This window comes from Arthrobacter sp. JDC6, from assembly GCF_056484025.1.
The window spans coordinates 56,650-82,039 of sequence record NZ_CM151278.1; the positions used below are offsets into that span (position 1 = coordinate 56,650).

General features: G+C 68.2%; 25 protein-coding genes. 18 read left to right on the forward strand and 7 right to left on the reverse strand.

Annotation, left to right across the window (positions count from 1 at the left end):
• Nucleotides 1-113: 113 nt before the first annotated feature.
• From ACV095_RS00285 to ACV095_RS00335, 11 genes are read left to right on the forward strand one after another with little or no spacing between them, the layout of a single operon-like run.
• Nucleotides 114-995, forward strand: coding sequence for a shikimate dehydrogenase (locus ACV095_RS00285; protein ID WP_478222657.1), 882 nt, complete (start codon nucleotides 114-116; stop codon nucleotides 993-995).
• Entirely contained in the window at nucleotides 995-2,866 is a 1,872-nt protein-coding gene (locus tag ACV095_RS00290) for a bifunctional sugar phosphate isomerase/epimerase/4-hydroxyphenylpyruvate dioxygenase family protein (RefSeq protein WP_478222658.1), read from the forward strand. Before ACV095_RS00285 ends, ACV095_RS00290 begins: the two co-directional genes overlap by 1 nt.
• Nucleotides 2,867-2,922: 56 nt before the next feature.
• Nucleotides 2,923-3,795, forward strand: coding sequence for a protocatechuate 3,4-dioxygenase subunit beta (gene pcaH, locus ACV095_RS00295; protein WP_018769802.1), 873 nt, complete (start codon nucleotides 2,923-2,925; stop codon nucleotides 3,793-3,795).
• 4 nt (nucleotides 3,796-3,799) lie between these two features.
• Nucleotides 3,800-4,357 (forward strand): protocatechuate 3,4-dioxygenase subunit alpha, encoded by a 558-nt coding sequence (gene pcaG / locus ACV095_RS00300; RefSeq protein WP_018769801.1) that lies wholly within the window; start codon nucleotides 3,800-3,802, stop codon nucleotides 4,355-4,357.
• Nucleotides 4,354-5,829, forward strand: coding sequence for a lyase family protein (locus ACV095_RS00305; protein ID WP_478222659.1), 1,476 nt, complete (start codon nucleotides 4,354-4,356; stop codon nucleotides 5,827-5,829). Before pcaG ends, ACV095_RS00305 begins: the two co-directional genes overlap by 4 nt.
• Complete coding sequence (locus ACV095_RS00310; RefSeq protein ID WP_478222660.1) at nucleotides 5,822-6,640, forward strand: alpha/beta fold hydrolase; 819 nt, start codon at nucleotides 5,822-5,824, stop codon at nucleotides 6,638-6,640. The genes ACV095_RS00305 and ACV095_RS00310 overlap by 8 nt, the downstream gene beginning before the upstream one ends.
• The gene (gene pcaC, locus ACV095_RS00315) at nucleotides 6,637-7,077 is read left to right on the forward strand and encodes a 4-carboxymuconolactone decarboxylase (RefSeq protein ID WP_018769798.1); all 441 of its coding nucleotides are present in this window, start codon (nucleotides 6,637-6,639) and stop codon (nucleotides 7,075-7,077) included. The genes ACV095_RS00310 and pcaC overlap by 4 nt, the downstream gene beginning before the upstream one ends.
• Entirely contained in the window at nucleotides 7,074-8,273 is a 1,200-nt protein-coding gene (locus tag ACV095_RS00320; RefSeq protein WP_056392422.1) for a thiolase family protein, read from the forward strand. Before pcaC ends, ACV095_RS00320 begins: the two co-directional genes overlap by 4 nt.
• Nucleotides 8,273-8,974: a 3-oxoacid CoA-transferase subunit A gene (locus ACV095_RS00325; protein ID WP_018769796.1), complete on the forward strand. Its 702-nt coding sequence runs from the start codon at nucleotides 8,273-8,275 to the stop codon at nucleotides 8,972-8,974. The genes ACV095_RS00320 and ACV095_RS00325 overlap by 1 nt, the downstream gene beginning before the upstream one ends.
• 2 nt (nucleotides 8,975-8,976) lie before the next feature.
• Complete coding sequence (locus ACV095_RS00330) at nucleotides 8,977-9,651, forward strand: 3-oxoacid CoA-transferase subunit B (protein ID WP_056392424.1); 675 nt, start codon at nucleotides 8,977-8,979, stop codon at nucleotides 9,649-9,651.
• Between the two features lie 23 nt (nucleotides 9,652-9,674).
• Nucleotides 9,675-10,487, forward strand: a complete 813-nt coding sequence (locus ACV095_RS00335) for an IclR family transcriptional regulator domain-containing protein (protein WP_056392426.1) — start codon at nucleotides 9,675-9,677, stop codon at nucleotides 10,485-10,487.
• A 162-nt stretch (nucleotides 10,488-10,649) separates the two neighbouring features.
• Here the strand turns inward: ACV095_RS00335 and ACV095_RS00340 are convergent, their stop codons facing one another.
• Entirely contained in the window at nucleotides 10,650-11,987 is a 1,338-nt protein-coding gene (locus ACV095_RS00340) for an MFS transporter (RefSeq protein WP_056392427.1), read from the reverse strand.
• Nucleotides 11,988-12,125: 138 nt separating this feature from the next.
• On the opposite strand from ACV095_RS00340, the gene ACV095_RS00345 reads away from it, so the two are divergent.
• The 6 genes from ACV095_RS00345 (at nucleotide 12,126) to ACV095_RS00370 (ending at nucleotide 17,909) form a co-directional block, all read left to right on the forward strand.
• Nucleotides 12,126-12,950, forward strand: a complete 825-nt coding sequence (locus ACV095_RS00345; RefSeq protein ID WP_478222661.1) for a shikimate dehydrogenase family protein — start codon at nucleotides 12,126-12,128, stop codon at nucleotides 12,948-12,950.
• A 117-nt stretch (nucleotides 12,951-13,067) separates the two neighbouring features.
• The gene (locus ACV095_RS00350) at nucleotides 13,068-13,850 is read left to right on the forward strand and encodes an IclR family transcriptional regulator domain-containing protein (protein ID WP_018769790.1); all 783 of its coding nucleotides are present in this window, start codon (nucleotides 13,068-13,070) and stop codon (nucleotides 13,848-13,850) included.
• A gap of 161 nt (nucleotides 13,851-14,011) precedes the next feature.
• Entirely contained in the window at nucleotides 14,012-15,223 is a 1,212-nt protein-coding gene (locus ACV095_RS00355; protein ID WP_478222662.1) for a Re/Si-specific NAD(P)(+) transhydrogenase subunit alpha, read from the forward strand.
• Nucleotides 15,223-15,546 (forward strand): NAD(P) transhydrogenase subunit alpha part 2, encoded by a 324-nt coding sequence (locus ACV095_RS00360; RefSeq protein ID WP_223993130.1) that lies wholly within the window; start codon nucleotides 15,223-15,225, stop codon nucleotides 15,544-15,546. The genes ACV095_RS00355 and ACV095_RS00360 overlap by 1 nt, the downstream gene beginning before the upstream one ends.
• Nucleotides 15,543-16,916 carry an NAD(P)(+) transhydrogenase (Re/Si-specific) subunit beta gene (locus ACV095_RS00365; protein WP_018769787.1) on the forward strand — a complete coding sequence of 458 codons (1,374 nt, stop codon included), beginning with the start codon at nucleotides 15,543-15,545 and terminating at the stop codon, nucleotides 16,914-16,916. The genes ACV095_RS00360 and ACV095_RS00365 overlap by 4 nt, the downstream gene beginning before the upstream one ends.
• Before the next feature lie 72 nt (nucleotides 16,917-16,988).
• The gene (locus ACV095_RS00370) at nucleotides 16,989-17,909 is read left to right on the forward strand and encodes a diacylglycerol/lipid kinase family protein (RefSeq protein ID WP_056392433.1); all 921 of its coding nucleotides are present in this window, start codon (nucleotides 16,989-16,991) and stop codon (nucleotides 17,907-17,909) included.
• Between the two features lie 6 nt (nucleotides 17,910-17,915).
• Here the strand turns inward: ACV095_RS00370 and ACV095_RS00375 are convergent, their stop codons facing one another.
• The 6 genes from ACV095_RS00375 to ACV095_RS00400 form a co-directional block, all read right to left on the reverse strand.
• Entirely contained in the window at nucleotides 17,916-18,641 is a 726-nt protein-coding gene (locus ACV095_RS00375) for a maleate cis-trans isomerase family protein (protein WP_134164878.1), read from the reverse strand.
• A gap of 8 nt (nucleotides 18,642-18,649) precedes the next feature.
• Nucleotides 18,650-20,077: an amidohydrolase family protein gene (locus tag ACV095_RS00380; protein WP_478222663.1), complete on the reverse strand. Its 1,428-nt coding sequence runs from the start codon at nucleotides 20,075-20,077 to the stop codon at nucleotides 18,650-18,652.
• Nucleotides 20,078-20,107: 30 nt separating this feature from the next.
• Nucleotides 20,108-20,896: an aspartate/glutamate racemase family protein gene (locus ACV095_RS00385; protein WP_056392439.1), complete on the reverse strand. Its 789-nt coding sequence runs from the start codon at nucleotides 20,894-20,896 to the stop codon at nucleotides 20,108-20,110.
• On the reverse strand, nucleotides 20,893-21,576 hold the full coding sequence (locus ACV095_RS00390) for a GntR family transcriptional regulator (RefSeq protein ID WP_018769782.1): 684 nt from the start codon (nucleotides 21,574-21,576) through the stop codon (nucleotides 20,893-20,895). Before ACV095_RS00390 ends, ACV095_RS00385 begins: the two co-directional genes overlap by 4 nt.
• A gap of 78 nt (nucleotides 21,577-21,654) precedes the next feature.
• Complete coding sequence (locus tag ACV095_RS00395; protein WP_018769781.1) at nucleotides 21,655-23,013, reverse strand: MFS transporter; 1,359 nt, start codon at nucleotides 23,011-23,013, stop codon at nucleotides 21,655-21,657.
• Between the two features lie 286 nt (nucleotides 23,014-23,299).
• Nucleotides 23,300-24,142, reverse strand: a complete 843-nt coding sequence (locus tag ACV095_RS00400; RefSeq protein WP_478222664.1) for an ACT domain-containing protein — start codon at nucleotides 24,140-24,142, stop codon at nucleotides 23,300-23,302.
• 153 nt (nucleotides 24,143-24,295) lie between these two features.
• Here ACV095_RS00400 and ACV095_RS00405 point away from each other — a divergent pair, with 153 nt between their 5' ends.
• On the forward strand, nucleotides 24,296-25,360 hold the full coding sequence (locus ACV095_RS00405) for an FUSC family protein (RefSeq protein WP_478222665.1): 1,065 nt from the start codon (nucleotides 24,296-24,298) through the stop codon (nucleotides 25,358-25,360).
• Nucleotides 25,361-25,390 lie beyond the last annotated feature (30 nt).

Sequence of the window (25,390 nt, forward strand, 5' to 3'; positions counted from 1 at the left end):
TATCTCGAACAGTAGTGCGAGAAGTGAACAAATGCTGTACTGTAATCCCTATCACCGGCGCAGCCCATCCCCGCATGGACACTGCCGGTGCCGTTACCAAAGGAGCTGCACGGATGAGTATTCGAACTGAGTCCTACCTCGTGGGACTGGTTGGAGACGGTGTCACGCCGTCGCTCACGCCGCCCATGCACGAACGGGAAGGTGACGTGCAGGGCCTGCGTTACCTCTACCGCCCCATCGACCTCCTGGAGCTGGGCCTGGCGGGCGAGTCCGTCGGCAGCATCCTGCAGAGCGCCCGGACGCTGGGCTTCAATGGGTTGAACATCACCCATCCCTGCAAGCAGCTGGTCCTGGAGCACCTTGACGAAATCTCCCCGGACGCCCGCCGCCTGGGCGCCGTCAACACCGTGGTGATCCGGGACGGCCGCTTCATCGGCTACAACACCGACTTCTCCGGCTTCGCCGCGGCACTGGCTTCCGGCCTCCCCGGGGCGTCGCTGGACCGCGTGGTCCAGCTCGGTGCCGGCGGTGCCGGATCTGCCGTCGCCTACGCCCTGCTGACCGCCGGCGTCAGGACCCTGCACCTGGTGGACGTGGACCCGGGACGCTCGGCAGCCCGGGCCGCCGAGCTCCAGGGCTTCTTCCCGGACAGCACCGTCACGGCAGGTACGACGGCGGAGCTGCCGCAGCTGATGCGCGTGGCCGACGGCCTGGTGCACTGCACCCCCGTGGGGATGGCCGCCCACCCCGGCGTGCCGCTGGACCTGGACCTGCTGGAGTCCCGGCACTGGGTGGCGGATATCGTCTACCGCCCCATCGACACGGAACTGGTCCGCGGCGCCCGGGCCAAGGGCTGCGACGTCCTGGACGGCGGCCGGATGGCCGTGGGCCAGGCCGCGGACGCGTTCCGGATCTTCACCGGCCTGGACGCGGACCCGGACCGCATGCGCGCCCACTTCCTGGAGCTCGTGGCAGCGGAAGAGGTGGCTGCCTGATGCGCACCGGAATCGCCACTGTCTGCCTGTCCGGAACCCTCAAAGAGAAGATGCAGGCCTGCGCCATCGCAGGCTTCGACGGCATCGAGATCTTCGAGCAGGACCTGGTGACGTCCCCGCTGAGTCCCGAGGACGTCCGCAAGCTGGCCGCCGACCTGGGCCTTGGCCTGGATCTTTACCAGCCCTTCCGGGATTTCGACGGCGTCAGCCCGGACCTGCTGAAGGCCAACCTCCGCCGGGCCGAGGCCAAGTTCCGGCTCATGGCCCGCCTGGGCATGGACACCATCCTGGTCTGCTCCAACGTTGCCACCGCCACCATCGACGACGACGGCCTCCGCGCCGAGCAGCTGGCACAGCTTGCCAACCTGGCCGGCGACCACGGCGTCAAGGTGGCCTATGAAGCGCTTGCGTGGGGCAAGTACGTCAACGACTACGAGCATGCCTACCGGCTGGTGGAGATGGTTGACCATCCCAATCTGGGCACCTGCCTGGACTCCTTCCACATCCTGTCGCGGGACTGGGAAACCGCCCACATTGAGGCATTCAACCCGGAGAAGATCTTCTTCGTCCAGGTTGCGGACGCCCCCAAGCTCTCCATGGATGTGCTGTCCTGGAGCCGGCACTACCGGGTGTTCCCGGGCGAGGGCCAGTTTGAGCTGGCCAAGTTCATGGGCCACGTGGTCCGGGCCGGGTACACCGGACCCGTCTCGCTGGAAGTCTTCAATGACGTTTTCCGCCAGTCGGACGTGGAGCGGACGGCCGTGGATGCCATGCGGTCGCTCATCTGGCTTGAAGAACAGAGCGCCAAATGGCTGGCCGGTACCGAAGCCGCACCAGGCAACGGAGCAGCGCTCCGCCGTCGTTACCCCATGGAACTTGCCACCCTGCCCAAGGTGAACGAACCCGCGGGCTTCAACTTTGCCGAGGTCAAGGCGGACGACACCGCGCAGCTGGAGAAACTCCTGGGCCAGCTGGGCTTCGCCTTCGAGGGCAGGCACCGCACCAAGGACGTCCAGCTGTGGACCATGGGCCAGGCCCGGGTGATCATCAACGAACAGGCGGCCCGGCATGCCGAGCCGGCCATTGCCGCACTGGGGTTCGACGTCGATTCCCCCGTGATTGCCTCGGCGCGCGCCCAGCAGCTCAAGGCCCCCGTGGTGGCCCGCAAGGTGCAGGCCGACGAGGAAGTCTTCCAGGGCATCTCCGCGCCCGATTCCACCGAGATCTTTCTCTGCCAGGGCAGCCCGGACGGCACGGCGGCGTGGACCCACGAGTTCGGGGAGGGGCTGGAGCACCCGTCCACCGGAGCCAGTGCCGTGATCGACCACGTCAACCTTGCCCAGCCGTGGCAGCACTTCGACGAAGCTGTCCTCTTCTACACCAGCGCCCTGGCCCTGGAGCCGCAGCCGTTCGCGGAGGTGCCAAGCCCCAGCGGGCTGGTGCGCTCGCAGGTCATGCAGACCTCCGACGGCGCGGTGCGGCTGGTGCTCAACCTCGCCCCCATCCAGCAGGCACGGAGCGAGGTCCGCAAGACCTACCAGGAGCACATCGCCTTTGCCGTGGACGACCTCGTGGCCACAGCCCGGGCAGCCCGGGAACGGGGCCTGGAATTCCTGCAGATCCCGGCCAACTACTACGAGGACCTGGACGCCCGGTTCGACCTGGAGCCTGGGTTCCTGGCCACCCTGCAGGAGCTGAACCTGCTGTTCGACCGCGACGCCGACGGCGAATTCCTGCACTTCTACACCGCCACCGTGGGCAGCGTGTTCTTCGAAATGGTGGAACGCCGCGGCGGTTACGACGGCTACGGCGCCCCCAATGCTCCGGTGCGCCACGCCGTCCAGTACGACTCGCTGCACCGCACGCCTTAGACCGCACCACACAACCCCGGACGCAAGAAACCGAACAGATCAGAAAGGAGCCAGCCATGCCGGAAGACATCACCGCCGAGCTGGAGTCGGAGGAACTCGTGCCCCCGGCCGAACCGAAGGCTGCCCACCAGCCCCTGGACAAGGCCATCGAGTCACAGGCGGACCTCAGCGCAGAGATCAACGCCATCGGCGAGGCCTACCAGCGGGCATTGAAGGACGGCGCCCAGCCGGAAACCCAGCCGCGGCTGGACTACCCGCCGTACCGCAGCAGCATCCTGCGCCACCCCACCAAGAGCCTGCACCACGCGGATCCGGAGACCATCGAGCTGTACTCGCCGGCGTTCGGGCACCAGGACGTGCACGCCCTGGAGTCCGACCTGACCATCCAGCACAACGGCGAACCGCTGGGCGAGCGGATTATCGTCGCCGGCAAGGTCCTGGACGGCGACGGCCGCCCGGTGGCCGGCCAGCTGGTGGAAATCTGGCAGGCGAACTCGTCCGGCCGCTACATCCACAAGCGCGACCAGCACCCCGCCCCGATCGACCCCAACTTCACCGGCATCGGCCGCTGCATCACCGGCCCGGACGGCTCCTACCGGTTCATCACCATCAAGCCCGGCGCCTACCCCTGGAAGAACCACCTGAACGCGTGGCGACCCGCCCACATCCACTTTTCGCTGTTCGGCACGGAGTTCACCCAGCGCATCATCACCCAGATGTACTTCCCGGGCGACCAGCTCTTCCCGCTGGACCCCATCTACCAGACCATCGTGGACCAGGACGCCCGCGACCGCCTGGTGGCCACCTACGACCACAGCCTCACCGAGCCCGAGTGGGCCCTGGGCTACAACTGGGACATCGTCCTGACCGGGCCCAAGCGGACCTGGACCGAAAACGAGGCGCTCGGCGCAGAAGGTGACGAGGAGTAGGAAAATGAGCACCAAACTTGTTCCCACCCCGGGCCAGACCGTTGGCCCCTTCTATGGCTATGCGCTTCCGTTCGAGAAGGACAACGAGCTGCTGCCTCCCGGCTTCCCGGGCTCCATCCGCCTGCAGGGCACCGTCTACGACGGCGCCGGCCACACGATCCCGGACGCCATCCTGGAAATCTGGCAGCCGGACGCCGACGGCAGGGTTGTCCAGCGCACCGGCTCCCTGGTCCGCGACGGCTACACCTTCACCGGGTGGGGCCGCGGCGCCGTGGGCAACTCCGGCGTTTTCACGTTCACCACGGTCAACCCCGGCCCCACCAAACCGGGCGCGGCGCCGTTCATCTCCGTGGCGCTCTTTGCCCGCGGCCTGACCAACCGGCTGTTCACCCGCATCTACCTGCCTGAGGACGCCGAGGCGCTGGCCAACGACCCCCTGCTCAGCTCGCTGGATCCGGAGCGCCGCAAGACGCTCATCGCCCGCCGCGACCCTGACGGCGGCCTCACCTGGGACATCCGCCTCCAGGGTGAGGGCGAGACGGTCTTCCTGGACTTCCAGTGACCAACGCCGCCCCGGGAGATCTGCGCGCCTTCGCGGAAGAGGCCGACGCCGGCCTGCTCAGTCCCGTATCAGCGTCACCGTTGGTGGCGGCGCTGACGGGGGACCGGGCAGTGCTGGCGGCGATCCTCGCCGTCGAATCGGGCTGGGCAGCCGTGCTGCAACGGGCCGGCCTGGCACCTGCCGGTTCTGCCGCCGTCGTGGCTTCCGCTGCCGAGGCAGGGCGATACGACCTCGCCGACATCGCGCTGCGTGCCCAGGGCGGCGGCAACCCGGTCATTCCGCTGCTGGCGGACCTCCGGAAGAAGGTGGCCGCGCTGGACAGCGCCGGGATCGGTGCCGGGAAGGCCGTGCATACCTCCCTGACCAGCCAGGACGTGCTGGACACCGCCCTCATGCTGGTGGCCCGCAACACCGTCCACGCCGTGCTGGCCGACCTCAAAGGCACCGCCGCGGCGCTGGCCGCCCTGGCGGGGCAACATGCGCAGACACTGTGCGTGGGCCGGAGCCTGACGCAGCATTCGCTTCCCTATACCTTCGGGCTCCGGGCCGCGCAGTGGTTCCAGGGCGTGGCCGCCGCGGGCCGGCAGCTGCAAGGCCTGGAGTTCCCGGTCCAGTTCGGCGGGGCTGCGGGAACGCTCGCCGCCGGAACCGTGCTGACCGACGGATCCACTGCCACCCCGTTTACCCTGGCCGATGCCCTGGCCGCCCAGCTGGGCCTGGCCCCCGCGGCGGCTCCCTGGCACACCAACCGGCTGGCCATCACGTCCCTTGGGCATGGGCTGGCTGCGGTTTTGGATGCGTTCGGAAAGATCGCCGCGGACGTCCTGTTCCTGAGCAGGCCCGAGGTGGCCGAGCTTGCCGAGCCACGCGCTCCCGGGCGCGGGGTTTCCTCTGCCATGCCGCAAAAGCAGAACCCGGTCCTGTCCGTCCTGGTCCGCAGCGCCGCACTGCAGGCGCCCGGCCTGGCTGCCCAGCTGCACCTGGCCGCCGCCACCTTCAACGACGAACGCCCGGACGGCGCCTGGCACATCGAATGGCCGGCACTCCGCCAGCTCCTGGCGCTCACGCTCGGCGCTGCCGGACATATCCGTGAGCTCGCCGAAGGACTCCAGGTGTTCCCCGATGCCATGCGCCGCAACCTGGACCTGTCCGGGCCGCTGCTGCTGGCAGAAGGCGTCAGCGCGGCCGTGGCGCCCCTCCTGGACGGGAAGGACGGCCGCACCGGCAAGCAGCAGCTGCAGGACGTGGTGGACCAGACCCTTCAAGCACCGCCTTCCGACCAGGCCGCCACCTACCGGAAGCTGCTCCGCGAGGCCGTCCCTGCCGCCGTCGTTCCCGACCAGCGGCTGGAGGAGCTCCTGGACCCCGGCAGCTACCTGGGCCAGGCGGCCCAGATCTCCCGCCGCATCCTGGCGGCGTTCCCCGACTTTGATTCCCAGACCACCGACGCGAACGGAGCTTCCCGTGGCTAAGCCAACCCTGAAGGCAGCGCTGCTGTCCCCCCAGCGACCCCTTGGCGACCACCCCCTGCTGGTGGCGGGCCCATCCCTGGGCACCTCCTCCATCCTGTGGAACAGGGTGGCCACCCTGCTCGGCAATGACTACGACGTGGTCGCCTGGGACCTGCCCGGCCACGGCGTCTCTCCGGCAGCCACCGAAACCTTCGACGTCGCAGCCCTCGCGGACGCCGTGGTGGACCTGGTGGATTCCATCGCCCCCGGTGAAACATTCCACTACGCCGGCGTTTCACTGGGCGGCGCCGTGGGCCTGCAGCTGGGCATCAAGCACGGCGAGCGGCTCAAGAGCCTCTCCATCCAGAACAGCGGGGCGAAGATCGGCACCCCGGAGGGCTGGCTGGAACGGGCCGAAACGGTCCGCACCCAGGGCACACCCGTGATGATCCAGGGCTCGGCGCAGCGCTGGTTCGCGCCGGGCTACATGGACCGGGAACCCGAGTTCAGCAGCCGGCTCCTGCACGCCCTGCGCGACGCCGACCGTTTCAGCTACGCCTTCTGCTGCGAGGCCCTGGCCTCCTTCGACGTCCGCAGCCAGCTGGGCAGCATCCGCGTCCCCACCCAGGTCATCGCCGGCGCGGTGGACGGCGTGGCCACGCCGGCCATGGCTGACGAGGTGGCAGCCGGCATCACCGCCGGGGGCGGCACCGCCACTGCCGTCACGCTGGAAGGCGTGGCGCACCTGGCACCGGCCGAGGCTCCCGCGCATGTTGCCGATCTCATGCGCAGCCTGATCAGCTGGACCGAATCCCAAGGAGCAGCCAAGTGAGCGGAAATGAGCGGCACGGCGTGGTCCAGCCCGGCGCCACCAGCCAGGAGATTTACGACGGCGGCATGGTGGTCCGGCGCGAAGTCCTGGGGGACGCGCACGTGGACCGGGCCAACGCCAACAAGGATGAGTTCACCGAGGACTTCCAGGACATGATCACCCGGATCGCCTGGGGTGGTATCTGGACCCGCCCGGGGCTCCCGCGCCAGATGCGCTCCGCCGTCACCATCACTGCCATGGTGGCGCACGGGCACTGGGAAGAGCTGGCCATGCATATCCGCGCCGCCCTCCGGAACGGCCTGAGCAGGGACGAGATCAAGGAGATCCTGCTCCAGACCGCCATCTACTGCGGCGTCCCCTCCGCCAACACCGCCTTCAAGACAGCACAGCAGGTGTTCCACGACATGGACAACACCGGAACGGATAAAACCCCATGAACCAGGCATTTGTGTACGACGCCGTGCGCACCCCCTTTGGCAAGTTCGGTTCCGGCCTCGCCGGCGTCCGGCCGGATGACCTTGCCGCGCACGTTATCAGCGAGTCCGTGAAGCGGGCACCCGGGCTTGATCCCGAGCGGATCGATGAGGTGGTGTTCGGCAACGCCAACGGCGCGGGCGAGGAAAACCGCAACATCGCGCGGATGGGAACCCTTCTGGCCGGGCTGCCGGTGTCCATCCCGGGCACCACGGTCAACCGGCTCTGCGGCTCGTCCCTGGACGCGGCGATCATCGCGTCGCGGCAGGTCAACGCCGGCGACGCCGACCTGGTGCTGGTGGGCGGGGCCGAGTCGATGTCCCGTGCCCCGTGGGTGCTGCCCAAGACGGAGAAGCCCTACCCGGCCGGGGACATGACCCTGGCCTCCACCACCCTGGGCTGGCGGCTGGTGAACAAGGCCATGCCCAAGGATTGGACCATCTCCCTGGGCGAGGCCACCGAGCGGCTGCGCGAGAAGTACAACGTGACCCGCGAGGCGCAGGACGAGTTCGCCGCGGCCTCCCACAACCTCTCCGCCGCCGCCTGGGATGAAGGGTTCTACGACAACCTGGTCGCCCCGGTGCCCGGGACGGACCTGGTCCGCGACGAAGGCATCCGTGCCGGATCGTCGGCGGAGAAGCTGGCCGGGCTGAAGACCGTGTTCCGGACCGAGAACGGCACGGTGACCGCCGGGAACGCATCCCCGCTGTCCGACGGCGCCTCCGCGGCGTGGATCGGATCCGAGGCGGCCGCCGGGCTGCTGGGGCTGGATCCGCTGGCCCGGATCGCCGGCCGCGGCGCGCACGCGAATGATCCGCAGTACTTCGGGTACGCACCGGTGGAGGCGGCGAACAAGGCCCTCGCGAAGGCGGGCATCGGCTGGGACCAGGTGGGCGCCGTCGAACTTAACGAAGCGTTCGCCGCGCAGTCCCTGGCCTGCATCAACGCCTGGGGCATCGATCCCTCGATCGTGAACCGGCATGGCGGGGCCATCGCGATGGGCCATCCGCTGGGTGCCTCCGGCACCCGGATCCTGGGCACCCTGGCCCGGTCCCTGCAGGCCTCCGGCGAACGCTGGGGCGTCGCGGCCATCTGCATCGGCGTGGGCCAGGGCCTGGCCGTGGTACTCGAGAACGTCACCGCTGGAAAGGACCAGTAATGCTGACTTTTGTTGACACCGTCCAGGAGGCCGTGGCCGGCATCAAGGACGGCTCCACCGTGATGATCGGCGGATTCGGCAACGCCGGCCAGCCGTTCGAACTGATCGACGCGCTGCTGGACTGCGGCGCCACGGACCTGACCGTGGTGAACAACAACGCCGGGCAGGGCGACCAGGGCCTGGCCCTGCTCATCAAGGAAGGCCGGGTGCGGAAGATGATCTGCTCCTTCCCGCGGCAGTCCGATTCCTGGCACTTCGACGCCAAGTACAAGGCCGGCGAGATCGAGCTGGAACTGGTGCCGCAGGGCAACCTGGCCGAACGGATCCGTGCCGCCGGGGCAGGCATCGGCGGGTTCTTCACCCCCACCGGATACGGCACCATGCTGGCCGAGGGCAAGGAAACGCGGATCATTGACGGCCGCGGCCAGGTCTTTGAAACCCCCATCCACGCCGACGTCGCCCTGATCAAGGCACTGAAGGCGGACGGCAAGGGCAACCTGGTCTACCGCAAGACGGCCCGGAACTTCGGCCCCATCATGGCTGCCGCCGCGAAGCAGAGCATCGTGCAGGTCTCCGAGATCGTGCCCACGGGGGCGCTGGACCCGGAAAACGTGGTCACCCCCGGCATTTACGTCAACACGGTTGTCCGCGTCCCGGCCTCAGACCGCAGCGCAACCGGCACCAGCGGAAAGGTGGCCTGACCTTGACCACTGCAACATCACTCCAGACCTCCGCCACGCCCCTGGGCCGGGATGACCTCGCCCGGCTCGTGGCCCGCGACATCGCCCCGGGCTCGTTCGTGAACCTCGGGATCGGCCAGCCCACCCTGGTGTCCAACTACCTCACCGAGGACCAGAACATCACCCTCCACACCGAGAACGGCATGCTGGGCATGGGCCCCGAAGCCAAGGGCGACGAGATCGATGAGGACCTGATCAATGCCGGCAAGATTCCCGTGACCGAACTCCCGGGCGCTTCCTACTTCCACCACGCCGACTCCTTCGCCATCATGCGCGGCGGGCACCTGGACATCTGCGTACTGGGCGCCTTCCAGGTCTCGGCCACCGGTGACCTGGCCAACTGGCACACCGGCGCACCCGGGGCGATTCCCGCCGTCGGAGGTGCCATGGACCTGGCCACCGGCGCCAAGGACGTCTTCGTCATGATGACCCTCCTGACCCGCGACGGCGCCTCCAAGATCGTCGAGGCCTGCACCTACCCGGTCACCGGCGTCAACTGCGTCACCCGCGTCTACACGGACAAGGCCGTCTTCCTCACCGGTCCCAACGGTGTCACCGTCCGCGAGACTTTTGGCTGCACCCTCGAGGAACTCCAGGAACTCATCCCCGTCCCGCTCAAGGCCGCCTCGGCCGGCTAAGGACGGCCCTAGGATTGGTTACCATGACCGACGCCGCAGGTACCGATATCCAGCCAACCCCGCAGGCCGGCGACCAGTACGTCCAGTCGCTGGCCCGCGGGCTGGCGGTGATCCGCGCCTTCGACGCCGACCGGCCGGTCATGACGCTCACCGAGGTGGCGGGCCGCACGGGCCTGACCCGTGCCACGGCACGCCGGTTCCTGCATACCCTGGTGGAGCTGGGGTACGTGCGCACCGACGGCAAGACCTTCGCGCTGACGGCCAAAGTCCTCCAGCTGGGCTACGCCTACCTCTCCGGGCTGTCGCTGCCCCAACTGGCCCAGCCGCACCTGGAGGAACTGTCCCTCAAACTCGGCGAATCGACGTCGGCCGCCGTGCTGGACGGCACCGACATCGCCTACATTGCCCGCGTCACCACGCGCCGCATCATGACCATCGGGATCACCGTGGGCACCCGGTTCCCCGCCTACGCCACCTCCATGGGCCGGGTCCTGCTGGCCCACCTGCCGGCGTCGGACCTCAAGGCCTATCTCGCCGCGGCCGACATCAAGCCCCTGACCCCCCGCGCCCTCGGGTCCGTCCAGGAACTGTTGGCCGTCCTGGAAACGGTCCGTGCACAGGGCTGGTGCCTGCTGGACCAGGAACTGGAGCTGGGCCTGATGTCCGTTGCCGCTCCTGTGTACGACGGACCCAAGGTGGTGGCCGCGGTGAACGTCTCCCTGCAGGCCCAGTCCGTGGAGGCCAAACCGGACCGGGAAGCCTACCTGGCCTCGGTGGCGCAGGAGATCATGGCCACCGCGAAACTCATCTCCGCGGACCTGACCGCCCGCGGTTAGCAATACCACCCCAGCCGTGCGTCCACTCCTGGCCTGAGTGCGCCGGGACTGTTCCTGCGCACTCAACCAGGGCCTCGCCGCGCCGCCAGGTTAAGCAAGAGGACGACGGCGGGTGCTTCCCGCCGTCGTCCTCTTCTGTTCGTTATGGGGCTGTGAATGCCCCTACCGGACGGGGTTGCCCAGCTCCCGCAGCGGCGTCTTGGCGGTCTCGCGCGCCCACCAGGCGCCGGCCACGGCGAGGATCGACGAGCCCGCCACGATCCAGGCTGCCGGTCCCCAGTTCGCCTTGTCGGCGCCCACCAGGGCGGTGCCGAGCAGCGGGGTGAAACCGGCGCACAGGATGCCGATCTGGAGCCCGATGGCCATGCCGGAGTAGCGGACCTTGACGTTGAAGAGCTCGGAGAACCAGGCCGGGTAGATCGCGTTGGACATGGCATAGGTGCCGGCGGTGATCAGCGTGCTGGTCAGGAAGATCATGGGGATGTTGCCGGTGGCGATCACCGAGAAATACACGAAGATCATGATGCCGGAGCCCAGGACGCCGATGATGAAGATGGGCCGGCGGCCGAACGTGTCCGACAGGCGCGCGGTCAGGGGCTGGGTGAAGACGGCAAGGATGTTGCCCACGATGCTGACCCACAGCATGGTGGAAGCGGGAACGCCGACGGACACGGCGTAGGCCAGGCCGAATGACTGCATGAACGTGTTGGTGACCGTTTCGAAGGACATGAGCGCCACCTGGAAGAACTGCGCCGGGTGGGTCTGGAACATCTTGGCGAACGGAAGCTTCACCAGTTCACCGTGCTCCTGCTTTTCCTCGAAGACCTCAGGTTCGGCCAGTGACCGGCGGACCAGGTAGGCGACGATGAGCACGATCAGGGAGAGCCAGAACGGGATCCGCCAGCCCCAGGCGAGGCGGTCGGCCTCGCTCATGGCAGCCACGGGCAGGAAGGCCAGGGATGCCATGACGATGCCCGCGGAAATGCCGCTCATGGCAAAGCTGGCGAAGAAGCCGCGCCGGCCCTCGGGAGCCTCTTCCGTGGAGAGGGCGGAGGCGCCGGCCGTCTCGGCGCCGGCGGAGAGGCCCTGCATCAGGCGGAGCAGGACCAGCAGCGCGGGTGCCCAGTAGCCGGCGGTGTTGAAGTCCGGCAGGGCGCCGATGAGGAACGTTGCGCTGCCCATGAGCACCAGGGTGAGCACGAGCGTATTCTTCCGGCCGATCTTGTCACCAAGGTGGCCGAACACCACGGCGCCGAAGGGCCGGGCCACGTATGCCACGCCGAACGTGGCGAAGGAGGCCAGCAAGGCAACCGTGGGGTCGCCCGCCGGGAAGAAGATCTTCGAGAAGACGAGGGAAGCGGCAGTGGCGTAGATGAAGAAGTCGTAGTACTCCAGGGCGCCGCCGAGGAATGCGGCCAGCGCTGCCTTCTTGGCGCGCTTTAGCCGGCGTTGTGCCTCAGGCGTCGGCTTGGCCTGGGCTCCTGCTGCGATGTCGGTCATGTCCGGGTTTTCCTTCCACGCTGAAGGCGGGGGATCTGTTCTACTTGTACGCATTGCGAACATATGTGCGTAATGCGCCTAGAAAGAGGATACTAGTCGGTGACGCCAATCACAACGCCGACGGAAAGGTGCTTCACGATGGAACCCTCCCGCTTAGTCCTGATCGGATCAGCAGCTTCCAAGGCCATGTCCCCGCACCTCTGGAATCCTGTTTTCCAGGAACTCGGCCTTGGATGGACCTACGATGCCTGGGATGTGCCGGCCGGCGGCGACCTCGACGAGGTCCGCAGGCGGCTCCTGGCGCCCGGCATCGTGGCGGCCAACGTGACCATGCCGCACAAGCACTGGGCGGCGGAAACAGCGGACGAGGCAACAGACCCGGTCCTGTTGAGCGGTGCCTGCAACCTCCTGGTTCGAAAGGGCACACGGCTGGTGGGGCACAACACCGATATATCCGCCGTGACCGCGCTGCTGGGCGGCCAGTACCAACGGCACGCCCTCCTCCTGGGCGCCGGTGGAGCGGCAAGGGCCGCGATGATCGCCCTGGAGGGGCATCTGGGGACCGTTTCCATCACTGACCGCGACCCGCACGCCGCGGCGGAATTGCTGGATCTTGCCCGGGAACGCGGCATGGACGCCCGGACGGTCTCCTGGCAGCAGGGGCAGGAGCTGTCCGCCGATGCCTCCCTGATCGTGAATGCCACTCCCATCGGCAAAAGCATGTCTGACGGTCCGGCATGGGGCGACGGCCCACTCGCCCCTGACGCCGTCCTCTATGACTTCGTGTATGCCCGCCACACCACTGCAAGCGTGGCCCGGGCGCGTGGCCTGGGAGTCCGGTGCATCGATGGCTGGGAGCACCTGCGGGAACAGGCGGTGGCCATGGTGCCGCTCCTGGGGCTCGACGGGCAGTCCGGGAGGCTGCTCAAGGAAACGCTGGAACGCATCCGGGCCGCCTCCTGACCAGCGGGCCGCCCCCCGCACTCCAGTGCCCACCGGGCCGATATGATCGGACAGGCGCTGAAGCCCGGCGGACCCTATGCCGGGGCGCCGACCGTCGGGAGAGGAACCGCAACGTTCATGGAGGAGCAGCCAGCCTACTTTGTGAAGTCGGTTGAGAAGGCCTTCGACGTGCTGCTCGCCTTTTCCCCCGACCAGCCACGGCTCACTGTTTCCCAGGTTGCTGCCCGGACCGACATGACCCGCGCCTCCGCGCGCCGGTTCCTCCTGACCCTGGCAGATCTTGGCTACCTCCGCGCCGAGGGCCAGGCCTTTGAACTGACCGCCCGTTCCCTGGACATCGGTCGGGCCTACCTGGCCGGCCTTACGCTGCCCGGGGTGGCCCAGCCGCACCTCAAGGAACTGGCGGAGGACCTGAACGAGACCACGGCCTTGTGCATCCTCGACGGCGGCGACGTGGTTTACGTTGCCTGCGTGCCGTCGCCGCGGCTGTTGAGCGTCTCCATTACCGTGGGGACCCGGTTTCCGGCCTGGGCGACGTCAATGGGCCGGGTGCTCCTCGCCGGAATGCCCCCGGCGCAGCTCGAGGAGTATCTCCGCACGGTCCAGCTGCACCGCTACACCGACCGCTCCATCAGCAGCATTGACGACCTGCGTTCCGAAGTGGAGCTGGCGCGTAAAAGGGGCTGGTCCATGGTTTCCCAGGAGCTCGAGGAAGGCCTGCGCGGCGTGGCCGTGCCGGTGCGGCGGGGGAACGAGGTGGTGGCTGCGGCGAATGTTTCACTGCAGACGCATCGGGCGGCCGCCCAGGACATTGAAGCGTCAGTCCTTCCCCCGTTGATGGAGACCGCGCGGCGGATCGCACTCGATTACGGCGGCCCTGGCCCAACCACCCGCGGCTGACCCTCCCTCCCGCGGTGGACCGCGCTCAAGGCCGCTTGCCATGTAACTGTTTCCACACAAGCACAGCGCACCACTCCCGCCGCAGCTGAACGGGCCATAGACTCTAGCCAACTGCGTGCAGCAGAGCCGCTGCATCGCTTGTCAGGAGGAGGGGTCGGCGGGTGAAACTGGGCATACCGCGGGAACGCCGGGAGGGCGAGCGTCGTGTGGCCGCCACGCCGGATACCGTCAGGCAGCTGGCCGGGATGGGGCTGGAGGTCCTGGTGGAGACCGGGGCGGGGGACGGCGCCGGGCACGCTGACCAGGCATACCAAAACGCCGGCGCCGCCGTCGTCCCGGAACTCAACACCACGGCCCTCGACATCCTGGCGCATGTCCGCCCCCTTGACCCGCACACCGCCGCGTCCCTGAAAAGGGGAGCCGTCACCGTGGGGCTCGCGTCGCCGTCGTCCGAGCTGCCGGCAGTGCAGGCGCTCGCGGACAACGGGGTGACCTCCTTCGCCCTTGAACTGGTGCCCCGCATTTCCCGTGCCCAGTCCATGGACGCCCTCAGCTCGCAGGCGCTGGTGGCCGGCTACCGCTGCGTGCTGGAGGCTGCCATCCGGCTGCCCCGCTTCTTCCCGCTCTACATGACGGCCGCGGGAACCATTCCGCCCGCCAGGGTCCTGGTCCTCGGAGCCGGGGTGGCGGGGCTGCAGGCCATCGGCACGGCCAAGCGCCTGGGCGCCCGGGTTTTCGCCAACGACATCCGTCCGGCTTCCGCGGACGAGGTTGCCTCCATGGGCGGCACCTTCATCCGGCTGGACCTGGAGACGGCGGAGGCGGCCGGCGGCTACGCCCGGCAGCTGAGCTCCGATGCCGGCACACGGCAGCGGCAGCTGCTGGCGCCGCACGTGGCTCAGTCGGACGTGCTGATTACGACGGCGGCAGTCCCCGGGCGCCCCGCACCCCTCCTGGTGACGCGCGGGATGGTGCAGGGCATGCGGCCCGGGTCGGTGGTGATTGATCTCGCCGCGGAGTCCGGCGGCAACGTGGAGGGTTCGGTACCGGGCCAGGACATCCCCATCCCCACCGCCGATGGAATGGGGCACGTCACCCTGGTGGGCCTGAAGGACCCGGCCTCGGCGATGGCGTCGGACGCCTCCCGTCTTTACGCCAAGAACGTGGCCAACCTGCTGGCCCTGCTGGTGCGCCCGGATGACGCCGGTGCCGGCGGGCTCACCCTGGATTTCGACGACGAAGTGGTGGCCGGTGCCTGCCTCACCCACGACGGCGTGGTGCGGCACCAGCCCACGGCGGAGCTGCTGGCCGCCCGCGCACGTGCTGCCGCAGAGCCGGCCACGGCCGCGGCCCGGCAGGAAGGAACGCTCTGATGGACGGAACAGCCCTGCTGACCATTACGGTACTGGCGGTGTTCGTCGGCTTCGAAGTGGTGTCCAAGGTCTCCAGCACCCTGCACACGCCGCTGATGTCCGGTGCCAACGCCATCCACGGCATCATCCTTGTCGGTGCCATCATTGTGGCCGGCCAGGCAGCAGACCCATGGGTCCTGGCGGTGGCGCTGCTCGCCGTTGTCCTTGCCACCGCCAACCTGGTGGGCGGGTTCGTGGTGACGGACCGGATGCTGCACATGTTCCATGCCAGGAAGGACGCAGCCCCAAAAGGTGCCGTGCAGCCTGAAACGGGCAGCAAATGAGCCTCCTCGACCCCATCGGGACCTCCCTGCTCTACCTCGTCGCGGCGGTCTGCTTCATCCTGGCCCTGCGCGGGCTCAGTTCCCCGCGGACCGCGCGCCGCGGAAACCTGGTGGGCGCACTCGGTGCGCTGATCGCCGTCGTCACGGTGTTCCTGTCCGCCCGGCTGGAGAACATCCCCTGGATCCTGGCCGCCATCGCGGTGGGCAGCGTGGTGGCGGCACCCGTGGCCCGGCGCGTGAAGATGACGCAGATGCCCCAGCTGGTGGCGCTGTTCAACGGCGTGGGCGGCGGCGCGGCTGCCTTGGTGGCCCTCCTGGAACTGGGCCATGCCGGCAATCCCTGGGTTCGCGTGGCCATCGTGTTCACGCTCCTGGTGGGTGCCGTTTCCTTCGCCGGTTCCGGCGTCACCTTCGCCAAGCTGCAGGAACTGATGACCACCCGGCCCGTGGTGTTCCCGGGCCTCCCGGTGGTGATGGCCGTGGTCCTGCTCGCCGCAGTGGCCGCCGGCGTGGCCGTGGTGCTCACCGCCTCGCTGCCCCTTGCGGTCCTGCTGTTGCTGCTGGGCCTTGCCGCCGGCGTCCTGCTGGTGCTGCCAGTAGGCGGCGCCGACGTGCCAATCGTCATCTCGCTGCTGAACGCCTTCACCGGCCTGGCCGTCGCGGCGTCCGGCCTGGTGCTGGGCAACGTCCTGCTGGTGGTGGCCGGGACCTTGGTGGGGGCTTCGGGCACCATCCTCACCCGGGCCATGGCCGCCGCCATGGGCCGGAGCGTGGCGGGCATCCTGTTCGGGGCTTTCAGGGGAGGTTCGACGGCGGGGTCCACCGCCGTGAGCGAGCGTCCGGTCCGTTCGTCCTCGGCCGAGGACGTGGCGGTCCTTTTGGGGTACGCCCAGCGGGTGATCATCGTCCCCGGCTACGGCCTGGCCGTGGCGCAGGGCCAACATACGGCCGCCGAGCTGGCCCTGGCCCTGGAGGCCCGAGGCATCGAAGTGGATTTTGCCATCCATCCCGTGGCCGGCCGGATGCCCGGACACATGAACGTGCTCCTGGCCGAGGCCAACGTCCCGTACGAGTCGCTCAAGGAGATGGGCGAGATCAACCCGCAGTTCAAGACGACGGACGTGGCCCTGGTGGTGGGCGCCAACGACGTGGTGAACCCCGCCGCCAAGACTTCGTCCGGCTCACCGATCTACGGCATGCCCATCCTTGAAGTGGCGGAGGCGCGGCAGGTGGTGTTCCTCAAGCGGTCCATGCGCCCGGGATTCGCCGGCATCGAGAACGACCTGCTGTATGAACCCCAGACATCGCTGCTGTTCGGCGACGCCAAGGACTCCCTGGCCCAGGTGCTGGGCGCGGTCAAGGCCCTGTAGGCGCGGAACGGCGCACCGGGCGGGTTACCCTTCTCTCAGAAGCTTGCTTTCCATCCGCCATCAGAGGACGCCATGACTGACAACAGCTCCACTTCGCCCAAACGTGCCGCCATCATCGTCAATCCTGCCAAGCCGGTGGATATCGACGTGCGCGGCCTGGTGGCCAAGCACTGCGTGGAAAACGGGTGGGGGGAAGCCATTTGGCTGGAAACCACCAAGGAGGATCCGGGCGTCGGCCAGGCGAAGGAAGCGCTGGCCCAGGGTGCGGACATCGTGATCGCGGCCGGCGGCGACGGCACCGTGAGGTGCGTTGCCGAGGTCCTGGCCGGCAGCGACACCCCCATGGGCCTGCTGCCGCTGGGGACGGGCAACCTGCTGGCGCGCAACCTGGGCATGGACGTCACCGACTACGACGGCGCCATGGCCGGGGCCCTCATCGGCACGGAGCGGAAGATCGACGTGGTCCGGGCCCGGCGCAGCGACCCGGACAAGGACCAGCTCTTCCTGGTCATGGCCGGCCTGGGCTATGACGCCACCATCATGGCGGACACCAACGAGGACCTGAAGGACAAGGTGGGCTGGCTGGCCTACGTGGACGCCGGCATCCGGAACCTGCCCGGCAAACCGGTCAAGGCTACCGTGGTGATCGACGGCAAGCCCGTGGTGCACCGGGGCGTCCGCAGCGTGATGGTGGGCAACTGCGGCAAGGTCCAGGGCGGTCTTGAAATCTTCCCTGATGCCAAGGTGGACGACGGCCTGCTGGACATCGCCATCCTGGCTCCCCACCACGGAAAGCTGGGGTGGCTCTCCGTGGTGGCGGGAATGATCGGCAAGGGCCGCGGCAAGGACACCGCCGTGGAGTACTTCCAGGGCAAGACCGTTGAGATCACGCTGGAACACAAGGACGACTACCAGTTGGACGGGGACCACGAAGGCGAGAGCAAGCACGTGCTCATGACCATGGAGCCCGGCGCCCTGACCTTGCGGATGTAGGGCGGTTTAGCCCAGCAGCCGTCCCCAGCGTGGTTCCAGCAACGGCGCGCCTGCCAGTTTCAGAGCGTGCCAGAGGGTGACGGCAACGGAGTCCAACACCGGCACTCCGGTGCTGTCCTCGATTTCGGCGGTGATGTTGGCCCCGTAGAGGTTGGTGCACAGGTACACCAGTGCGTCCGGTGCCGCGGCAGCCAGTTCCAGGGAACCCGGGCGCATCTCGTCGTCGGTGACCCGGGCAAAGGACTCGTTGTCGCTCAAACCCAGCGCCCGGTGGTCCACGGTCTTGATGCCTTCGCGCTCGTAGCAGGCGATGACCCGGTGGTTCACGTCCGCGGTGTAGGGGGTGAACAGGCCGATCCGCTCCGTGCCGAAGGTCCGGAAGGCTTCCAGGTAGGCAAGCGTGGAGGTGGTGGCGGGGATGCCCGTGGCGCCGCTGATCCCGGCCGCCAACTCCTGGTCGTGCGCCGGGCCCAGCCACGAGCCTGACGTGCCGTTCCAGGCAATCACGTCCACGTCCGCCGTCGCCAGCAGCGCTGCTGCCTCCTGCATGACTGTGGGATCGAACTGGCGGTCGGAGGAGTCATCGAGCGCGATGCGGGTGACTGGGATCCGGGTGAAGTGCACCGTGACGTCGGTGCGGCCGCCCAGGATGCGGTAGGTCTGCGGTTCCAGGCAGGTGTTGGAGGACGGCACGATCATGCCGATCCGGCGGGGGCGTGTGCTTGCAGGCATGGGGGCTCCTAGAGGGCGGCGGCGAGTCGGGAAGCTTCGGGGGCAGCAGACTGGTGCTGCCGGAAGCCGGTGCGGTTGATGAAGCGGCCCACGGCGCCCGGGTCATGGAAGCCGTCCGCGTCCAGGACCACGCGTCCCTTGGAAACAACGACGGCGGGCCAGCCCGTGAGTGCCCTCCCGTCAAAAGGCGAGAAGTCCGTTCCCATGTGCAGGGCCGCGCCGTTTACGGTGCGTTCCTCTGCGGGGTCGAAAACCACCAGGTCGGCGTCGAACCCCTCGGCGATGCAGCCTTTGCCGGGCACGGCGTTGATCCGTGCCGGCGCGGCAGCGAAAGCCTCCACGAACTGCTCCACGGTTGCCCCGGCGGAGGTCATCGCGGTGAACGTCACCGGCATCCGCGTCTCCACGCCGGGCAGTCCGTGCGGCATGGCGCGCACGTCGTCGGTGCGCTCGCGCTTCTGGGACAGGTCGTAGCAGGAGTGGTCGGAGGACATGGTGTGGATGGCTCCGGACACCAGCCGCTCCTTGAGGGCGGCCACGGTTTCCGGGCTGCGCATGGGCGGGCAGCAGGCGAACCACTCGGGGAAGGTGGATCCGTAGACGGAATCGTCCAGCGTGACGTAATGCGGGCAGGTCTCGGAGTAGGCCTCCAGTCCCCGGGAGCGGGCTTCGCTCACCAGGTCCACTGCCCCGGGCGTGGACTGGTGGACGAAGTACACCGGGGCGCCGGTGTATTCGGCCATGGCCAGGGTTTCCTTGACCGAGATCTCCTCGGCCAGTTCCGGCCGGGTCCGGTGCAGGTGTTCGATGCCGATCCGCCCGTCCTCAGCGTGCTGGGCGGTGCAGTCGGCGATGATGGGATCGTGTTCGGCGTGGATGTACGTCAACCCGTCCAGCCGGACCATTTCCCGCATGACCTTCAGGATGGTGTCGCCGTCGGCCATGGTGGTGCCCCGGTTGGTGGTGTACATCTTCACCGACCGGACGCCTTCCGCTGCGAGCTGCTCAAGCTGCCACGGGACGGTTTCGTCCCAGGTGACCACGGCGCCGTGAAGGGCAACGTCGCAGCGGGACTCCGTGGCGAGTTCCTTCTTGTGCAGGGCGGCGGCGAGCGGGGTTTCCTGGGCGTCGCGGGGAATTCCGAAATCGATGATGGTGGTGGTTCCGCCCCACAGCGCTGCCGTGGAGGTGGTCCGGTAGTCGTCCAGGGTGCGGAATCGCCCCGTGACCTGGGCCACGTGGCAGTGTCCGTCCACGCCGCCGGGGATCACGAGTTTGCCCGCCGCATCGATGGTGCGGTCCGCCGCGGGGACGGGCCCGGCGGCGTCGACGAGCCGGGCAATGCGGCCGTCGTGGACCACGACGTGCGCCTCCCGGCGGCCGTGGCTGTTCACCACGGTGGCGTTGGCAATGACGAGTTGTGGCTGGTGGGACATCGGTGTCCTCCTAAAGTTGTTGGGCTCTGGCTAGGCGGCGGGCTGGGGGGTGCCGGCGTGCTCCTGGCGGGCGGCAAGGGCCGCGTCCAGATTTGGCGACAGGCCCTTGCGGTCCTTGGCCGGCGGCGGGGCGAAGGCTCCGGCGCGGTGCGGCCCGGATTGCAGCGCGGCAACGGCCTCGGCCATGCGGATGCCTGCGGAGATGCCATCCACCACAGGGACGGGAATCTGCCCCGTGAGGTCGCGGGCCAGGCCGGCCAGCGGGGCGCCGGCAAGGATCACGACGTCGGCGCCGTCCTCCGCCACGGCCTGCCGGCTGAGTGCCAGCAGGGTTTCCCTGAAGTCCTGCTGGACGGAGGCGATGCTGGTCAGGGAGTCATTGATGGAACGGATGGAGGCCAGCCGTCCGGCAAGTCCGAACTGCTCCACGCACTCGCGGTACCAGGGCTTGATCCGGTCCGAGATGGCGATGATGGAGAACCGGTGGCCCTGCAGTGCTGCTGCGCACAGGGCGGCCTCGGTGATCCCGATGACGGGCACCTCGGCCAGTTCCTTGAGGGCCGGCATTCCCGGGTCCCCGAAGGCAGCCACCACCACGGCGTCCACCGGGTCTGCGCCGGGACGGGTGTGTTCGGCAATGATCTCTGCCACGGCACCCGCGGCGATGAGGGCTTCGAAGCGGGTCTCGATGTACTCCACGCCGTGCCCGGCAGTCCTGACCAGCAGTTCGGTGCCGGCGGAGGCGGAACGGAGCGCCTCTGATTCAATCAGCGCGGTGACATCGGCGCTGATGTTGGGGTTGATGACCAGGAGTTTCATTTTCTCTTCCGGTGGAATTCTGGTTCGGTCTTCTGGAAGTCCTCGGGAAACTGGTCCCGGTACTTTCCAATGTGTGATGCGGACTGGGCGGCTGCCTTGTCCGGATCGCCGCTGGCAATGGCGGTGTACAGGTCGCGGTGTTCGCGGATGAGTTCGGGCAGGTCGCTGACATGCCGGAACAGCCAGTGCATGCGGCCCTGGAGGGGTTCCAGGGCGGACTTGAGGAAGTTGTTGTCCGCGATGCGGGTGATGGCGTCGTGGAATTCGCTGTTGGAGCGGTGCGCCTCCATCACTGAGCCCTTGGCCAGGAAGGTTTCCGCATCGTCCAGCAGCCCCTTCAAATGGGCGAGGTCCTCCTTGGTGGCCCGTTTGGCGGCGAGCCGGCAGGCCAGAACTTCCAGGGACTGCCGGACATCGAAGAGGTCCTCCACGTCCTTGGGGCTGAGGCTGCTCACCTCAGCCCCGCGGGCGCCCCGGTCGCTGATCAGGCCTTCCTGGCGAAGCATGCGCAGGGCCTCGCGGACCGGCAGCCGGGAGACGGAGAATTCGGCTGCCAGGTCGCGTTCCACCAGCCGCGTGCCGGGAGCGTAGTGTCCTTCGAAAATCCTGGTGCGGAGGGTGTCCCGGACAGTCTCGCGGAGGGGGCGGTCCTTGTCCTGGGTCTCTTCTGCGGTCAGCATGATGCTCCATTCGGATTTTGTACGGCACTGCTCCCGGCTGCGGGGGCGTTGGTTGCAAGTTTCCCTGCGAGGGTCAGCTTAGACAGGAAGCCGCTTGTTGTAGTTCAGCGTCAGGACTGAGGCGCCCATGATCACCGCGGAACCCACGAAGTACAGCAGCGCCCAGGTGTAGGAACCTGTGGCTCCGACGATCAGGCCGACGGCGATCGGCGTGACGAAGCCGGAGATGTTGCCGCTGAAGTTCATGGCACCGCCCAGGACGCCTGCGTTGGTGCGGCCGCCCAGGATGGAGGGGATGCTCCAGAACAGGCCCACCCAGCGCAGGAAGAACATGACGAGGGACAGCAGGACCACAGCGGTGGTGGGGTCAGGGACCACGGTGACGCCCACCAGGCCGCCGATCACCACGACACTCGAGATGCCCAGGAGGGTGCGCATCACCCGGTTGGCTGACGCGCCGGACGCACGCCACTTGTCCGCAATGGTGCCGCCCAGGATTTCACCGACGAAGCCGGCACCGAAGATGACAAAGGTGGACCAGCCGATGGTCTTCAAGTCGAAGCCCTTGGCCTGGGCGAGATAGAGCGGGCCCCAGGTCAGCAGGCCATAGAACACTCCATTGAAGCCGAGCCAGCCGAAGCACATCGCCCAGAAGGAGCGGAACTTGAGGTAGGGGAGCAGTGCGCGTTTGCCCTGGCTGCCGTCGAGCTCAGCTTCGGCATCCTCGGCAGCGTGCGACGCTTCGATGTACTCGGCTTCGGCGGCATTGACACCGCGGTGCTGCCGCGGGTTATCGCGGACGTACCACCAGACGGCCAGGCCCATCAGGACTGTTGCGGCGCCGGCGATGACGAACGAACTGCGCCAACTGCCCGTCGCTGCGATGAGGCCGGCGATGAGGATGCCGCCAAGGCCTGCACCCAGCGGGGCGCCGGCGTCCAGGATGGTGGCACCGCGGCCGCGCTCCGACTTGTGCATCCAGATGGCGTTGAGCTTGCCGCCGGCGGGCATGACACCTGCTTCGGTCACGCCGATGCCGAGGCGGGCGATAAACATGCTCAGGAAGCCGCCGGCCATGCCGGATGCGGCCGTTGCCGCGCCCCAGCCCACGCAGGAGGCGGTCATCACCTTGCGGGGACCGAACTTGTCGATGAGCAGGCCCACAGGGATCTGCATCAGGGCGTAGGTCCAGAAGAAGGCGGAGAGCAGCAGGCCCACCAGTTCCGGGGCGAGGTCGAACTCCTTTTGGATGATGGGCAGGGCCACCGAGATGGAGCCGCGGTCGATGTAGTTGACGGACACCAGGACCAGGAGCAGCAGGAACAGCCGCCAGCGGACGGAGGTGCGCCGTTGCGTTCCGTCCTTTCCGCGCGTTTCGGTAGTGCCGGGGGTGGCCTCGTCGGACGTGGCCGTTGTTTCAGTGTTTGGGATGGACACAGCTTCTCCTTCACGGGGAAGTTTACGGATGGGGAGGATGCGAATGGTGCGTTGTACGTACGTGCCGGGCAGGGTTGTTGCGCCTGCCGGCAGGGGGCCGCTGGACGATCCGGAGCGTTGAGCGGGAAATGCACTTTTGGGATCCCAATTCGGGATCCCAAAATCAAACGTAGAAGTGACTCCGGCCACTGTCAAGGGTTTCTGCCGGCCGGGCGCTGCAGGGGCCCTGCTGACGGATTGTGACTGCCGCGCACGGGTAAGGCCGGGCGGCAGCAGCGCGGAAAGCTCAACGCGCCGTGGGGGATCCGTCCGGCCGGTGGGACAGGATCTCGGCCAGTTCCGCCAGCCGGTGGGCCCGCGCGGACTCAGCCGGCGTAAACGGCTCATCCGGCCGGGAGAAGGTGATGGGGCCATGCCAGGCCGTGGGGATCTTAAGGTGCGTCCCGTCGTCGGACGCTTTGAAGCCGGCGTCCGACGGCGGCACAATCCGTGCGTGCAGCAGCTCGGCCACCGCCAGGGGGAGTTCGTCCGGGGCGGCAGCGATCCTCGCTGCCAGGCTGAGCGCCCGGGTTTGCCCGTCAGCCATGGCCAGGGCGGTGGTGGGCCAGGCGTGCGGACTGCTGCCGCCGCCGTCGTGAAGTGCCGCCAGCAGTTCCCGTTCGCCCACGTCCCCGGGCACCGAGAGGACAAACTCATCCAGGACCCCAGCCGGTACCGGGTGGACGTGGATGCTCAGGATGTTGGTGTCCAGCCGGGCCAGCGCCGCCGTGATCCGCTGCAGCGAACCGGGCCGGTCCTGGAGAAGCGTCCGCGCCCGCCACAGGGACGGCGCCGACGCCAGTTGCCGCCGGTGCCGGAGGGCCGGGGCGTGCAGCCAGCGCAGCAGGATCCGGGCAGCCGAGGGCTCGGCCACCCAGATCACCAGGACTGTGGCCGTCAGGGTCAGCACCAGGACCTTGGCCACATAGGGAAGGTGGGTCTCCACCACCAGGGCGTGGACCAGCAGCTCGATGGGCAGCATCACGGCGACGTTCGCCAAGGTCAGCCGCGCCTTGGGCGGCTCAGGCATCAGGCCGCAGACCTCGCAGCGCAGTTCGGCAGCGGGTGTGTTGTGGGCAGGGCGCTTCATGACACAAGCATGGTGCGGTGCTGTTTCCACCGCATTGCCTCCCGATTCCATTCATGGGAACGCGCCGGGGGCCTTCCGGGTCCCGCACCGTAGGATTTATCAGGAACGTCAGCGCGGCCGCCCGTCAGAATCCACCCCAGGAAGGCGCTGCCCGTGAAGTTGTTTGCTGAAATGTTCAGCATTGCCCCCGGCAACAAGGACCACCACCCCGCGTTCAGGTGCGCCGTGGGCGTCTTCGTTCCGCTGAGCACGCTGGTGCTGCTCGGCAGGCTGGACCTGGCAATTTTCGCGTCCTTCGGCGCCTTCACCGGAATCTACGGCCGCGGCGAACCCCACGCCGTCCGGTTTATCCTGCAGCTGCGCGCCGGTCTGCTGATGCTGCTCGTCATGCTCCTGGCAGCGCTGGCGGCGCGCATGGGTCCCGCTTGGGGCCTGGACGCCCCCACCCACACGTGGCTGCTGGTCCTGGCCACCACGCTGGTGGCCGGCGCCTGTTCGGTTGCCATTTCCTGGCTCAGGCTGCGCCCCGGCGGCTCGCTCTTCCATATCTTCGCCTTCGCCGCCATCGCATCCATTCCCAACCAGCCGCCGCTCTGGCAAGGCATGCTGGTGGCCGTCCTGACCACGGTGTTCGCCCTGCTGGTCGGCTTCTCGTCCCGCATACTTCCCAGCCACAGGACTCCCTGGGCCAGGCCGCCCCGCATCCGCCGCACTCCCGCGGAGAAGCGCGCGGCCTGGGTTGAAGGGCTCGGCTACCTGGTGGCCGCAGGCCTTGCCGGCACGCTGGCCACGTGGGCGGGGGAGCGCCTGGGGTTCGGGCACAACTACTGGGCCATGGTTGCTGCCGTGGTGCCGCTGGTGGGCCACACCACCAGGCACCGGGTGCGCCGCGGCATACAAAGGATCATCGGCACGGTCCTGGGCCTGCTGGTCCTCGCGGCCGTGCTGCTGGTGGGCCTGCAGCCGTGGCAAACCGTGCTGGTGATGGCGCTGTGCCAGTTCGGGGCCGAGATGTTCATCATCCGCCAGTACCTTCTGGCCCAGGTTTTCGTGACACCCCTCGCGCTGGTCTCAACACTGCTGGTGGTCCCGGCGTCACCCTCCATCCTGCTGCGCGACCGCATCATCGAGACCGTGATCGGCGCCGCCGTCGGCATTGCCGTGGTGCTGGCGCCCGGCGCATGGCGCCGGATCAGGCAAAGGACGACGGCGGCCTGACCGCCTTGTGCCCGCCCCTGCAACACCAGG

Bases quoted from the DNA above. Each gene is read 5' to 3' on its own strand.
- ACV095_RS00285 (WP_478222657.1), top strand. From the start codon at position 114: ATGAGTATTCGAACTGAGTCCTACCTCGTGGGACTGGTTGGAGACGGT.
- ACV095_RS00290 (WP_478222658.1), top strand. From the start codon at position 995: ATGCGCACCGGAATCGCCACTGTCTGCCTGTCCGGAACCCTCAAAGAG.
- pcaH (WP_018769802.1), top strand. From the start codon at position 2,923: ATGCCGGAAGACATCACCGCCGAGCTGGAGTCGGAGGAACTCGTGCCC.
- pcaG (WP_018769801.1), top strand. From the start codon at position 3,800: ATGAGCACCAAACTTGTTCCCACCCCGGGCCAGACCGTTGGCCCCTTC.
- ACV095_RS00320 (WP_056392422.1), top strand. From the start codon at position 7,074: ATGAACCAGGCATTTGTGTACGACGCCGTGCGCACCCCCTTTGGCAAG.
- ACV095_RS00325 (WP_018769796.1), top strand. From the start codon at position 8,273: ATGCTGACTTTTGTTGACACCGTCCAGGAGGCCGTGGCCGGCATCAAG.
- ACV095_RS00335 (WP_056392426.1), top strand. From the start codon at position 9,675: ATGACCGACGCCGCAGGTACCGATATCCAGCCAACCCCGCAGGCCGGC.
- ACV095_RS00340 (WP_056392427.1), bottom strand. From the start codon at position 11,987: ATGACCGACATCGCAGCAGGAGCCCAGGCCAAGCCGACGCCTGAGGCA.
- ACV095_RS00345 (WP_478222661.1), top strand. From the start codon at position 12,126: ATGGAACCCTCCCGCTTAGTCCTGATCGGATCAGCAGCTTCCAAGGCC.
- ACV095_RS00350 (WP_018769790.1), top strand. From the start codon at position 13,068: ATGGAGGAGCAGCCAGCCTACTTTGTGAAGTCGGTTGAGAAGGCCTTC.
- ACV095_RS00360 (WP_223993130.1), top strand. From the start codon at position 15,223: ATGGACGGAACAGCCCTGCTGACCATTACGGTACTGGCGGTGTTCGTC.
- ACV095_RS00365 (WP_018769787.1), top strand. From the start codon at position 15,543: ATGAGCCTCCTCGACCCCATCGGGACCTCCCTGCTCTACCTCGTCGCG.
- ACV095_RS00370 (WP_056392433.1), top strand. From the start codon at position 16,989: ATGACTGACAACAGCTCCACTTCGCCCAAACGTGCCGCCATCATCGTC.
- ACV095_RS00375 (WP_134164878.1), bottom strand. From the start codon at position 18,641: ATGCCTGCAAGCACACGCCCCCGCCGGATCGGCATGATCGTGCCGTCC.
- ACV095_RS00380 (WP_478222663.1), bottom strand. From the start codon at position 20,077: ATGTCCCACCAGCCACAACTCGTCATTGCCAACGCCACCGTGGTGAAC.
- ACV095_RS00385 (WP_056392439.1), bottom strand. From the start codon at position 20,896: ATGAAACTCCTGGTCATCAACCCCAACATCAGCGCCGATGTCACCGCG.
- ACV095_RS00390 (WP_018769782.1), bottom strand. From the start codon at position 21,576: ATGCTGACCGCAGAAGAGACCCAGGACAAGGACCGCCCCCTCCGCGAG.
- ACV095_RS00400 (WP_478222664.1), bottom strand. From the start codon at position 24,142: ATGAAGCGCCCTGCCCACAACACACCCGCTGCCGAACTGCGCTGCGAG.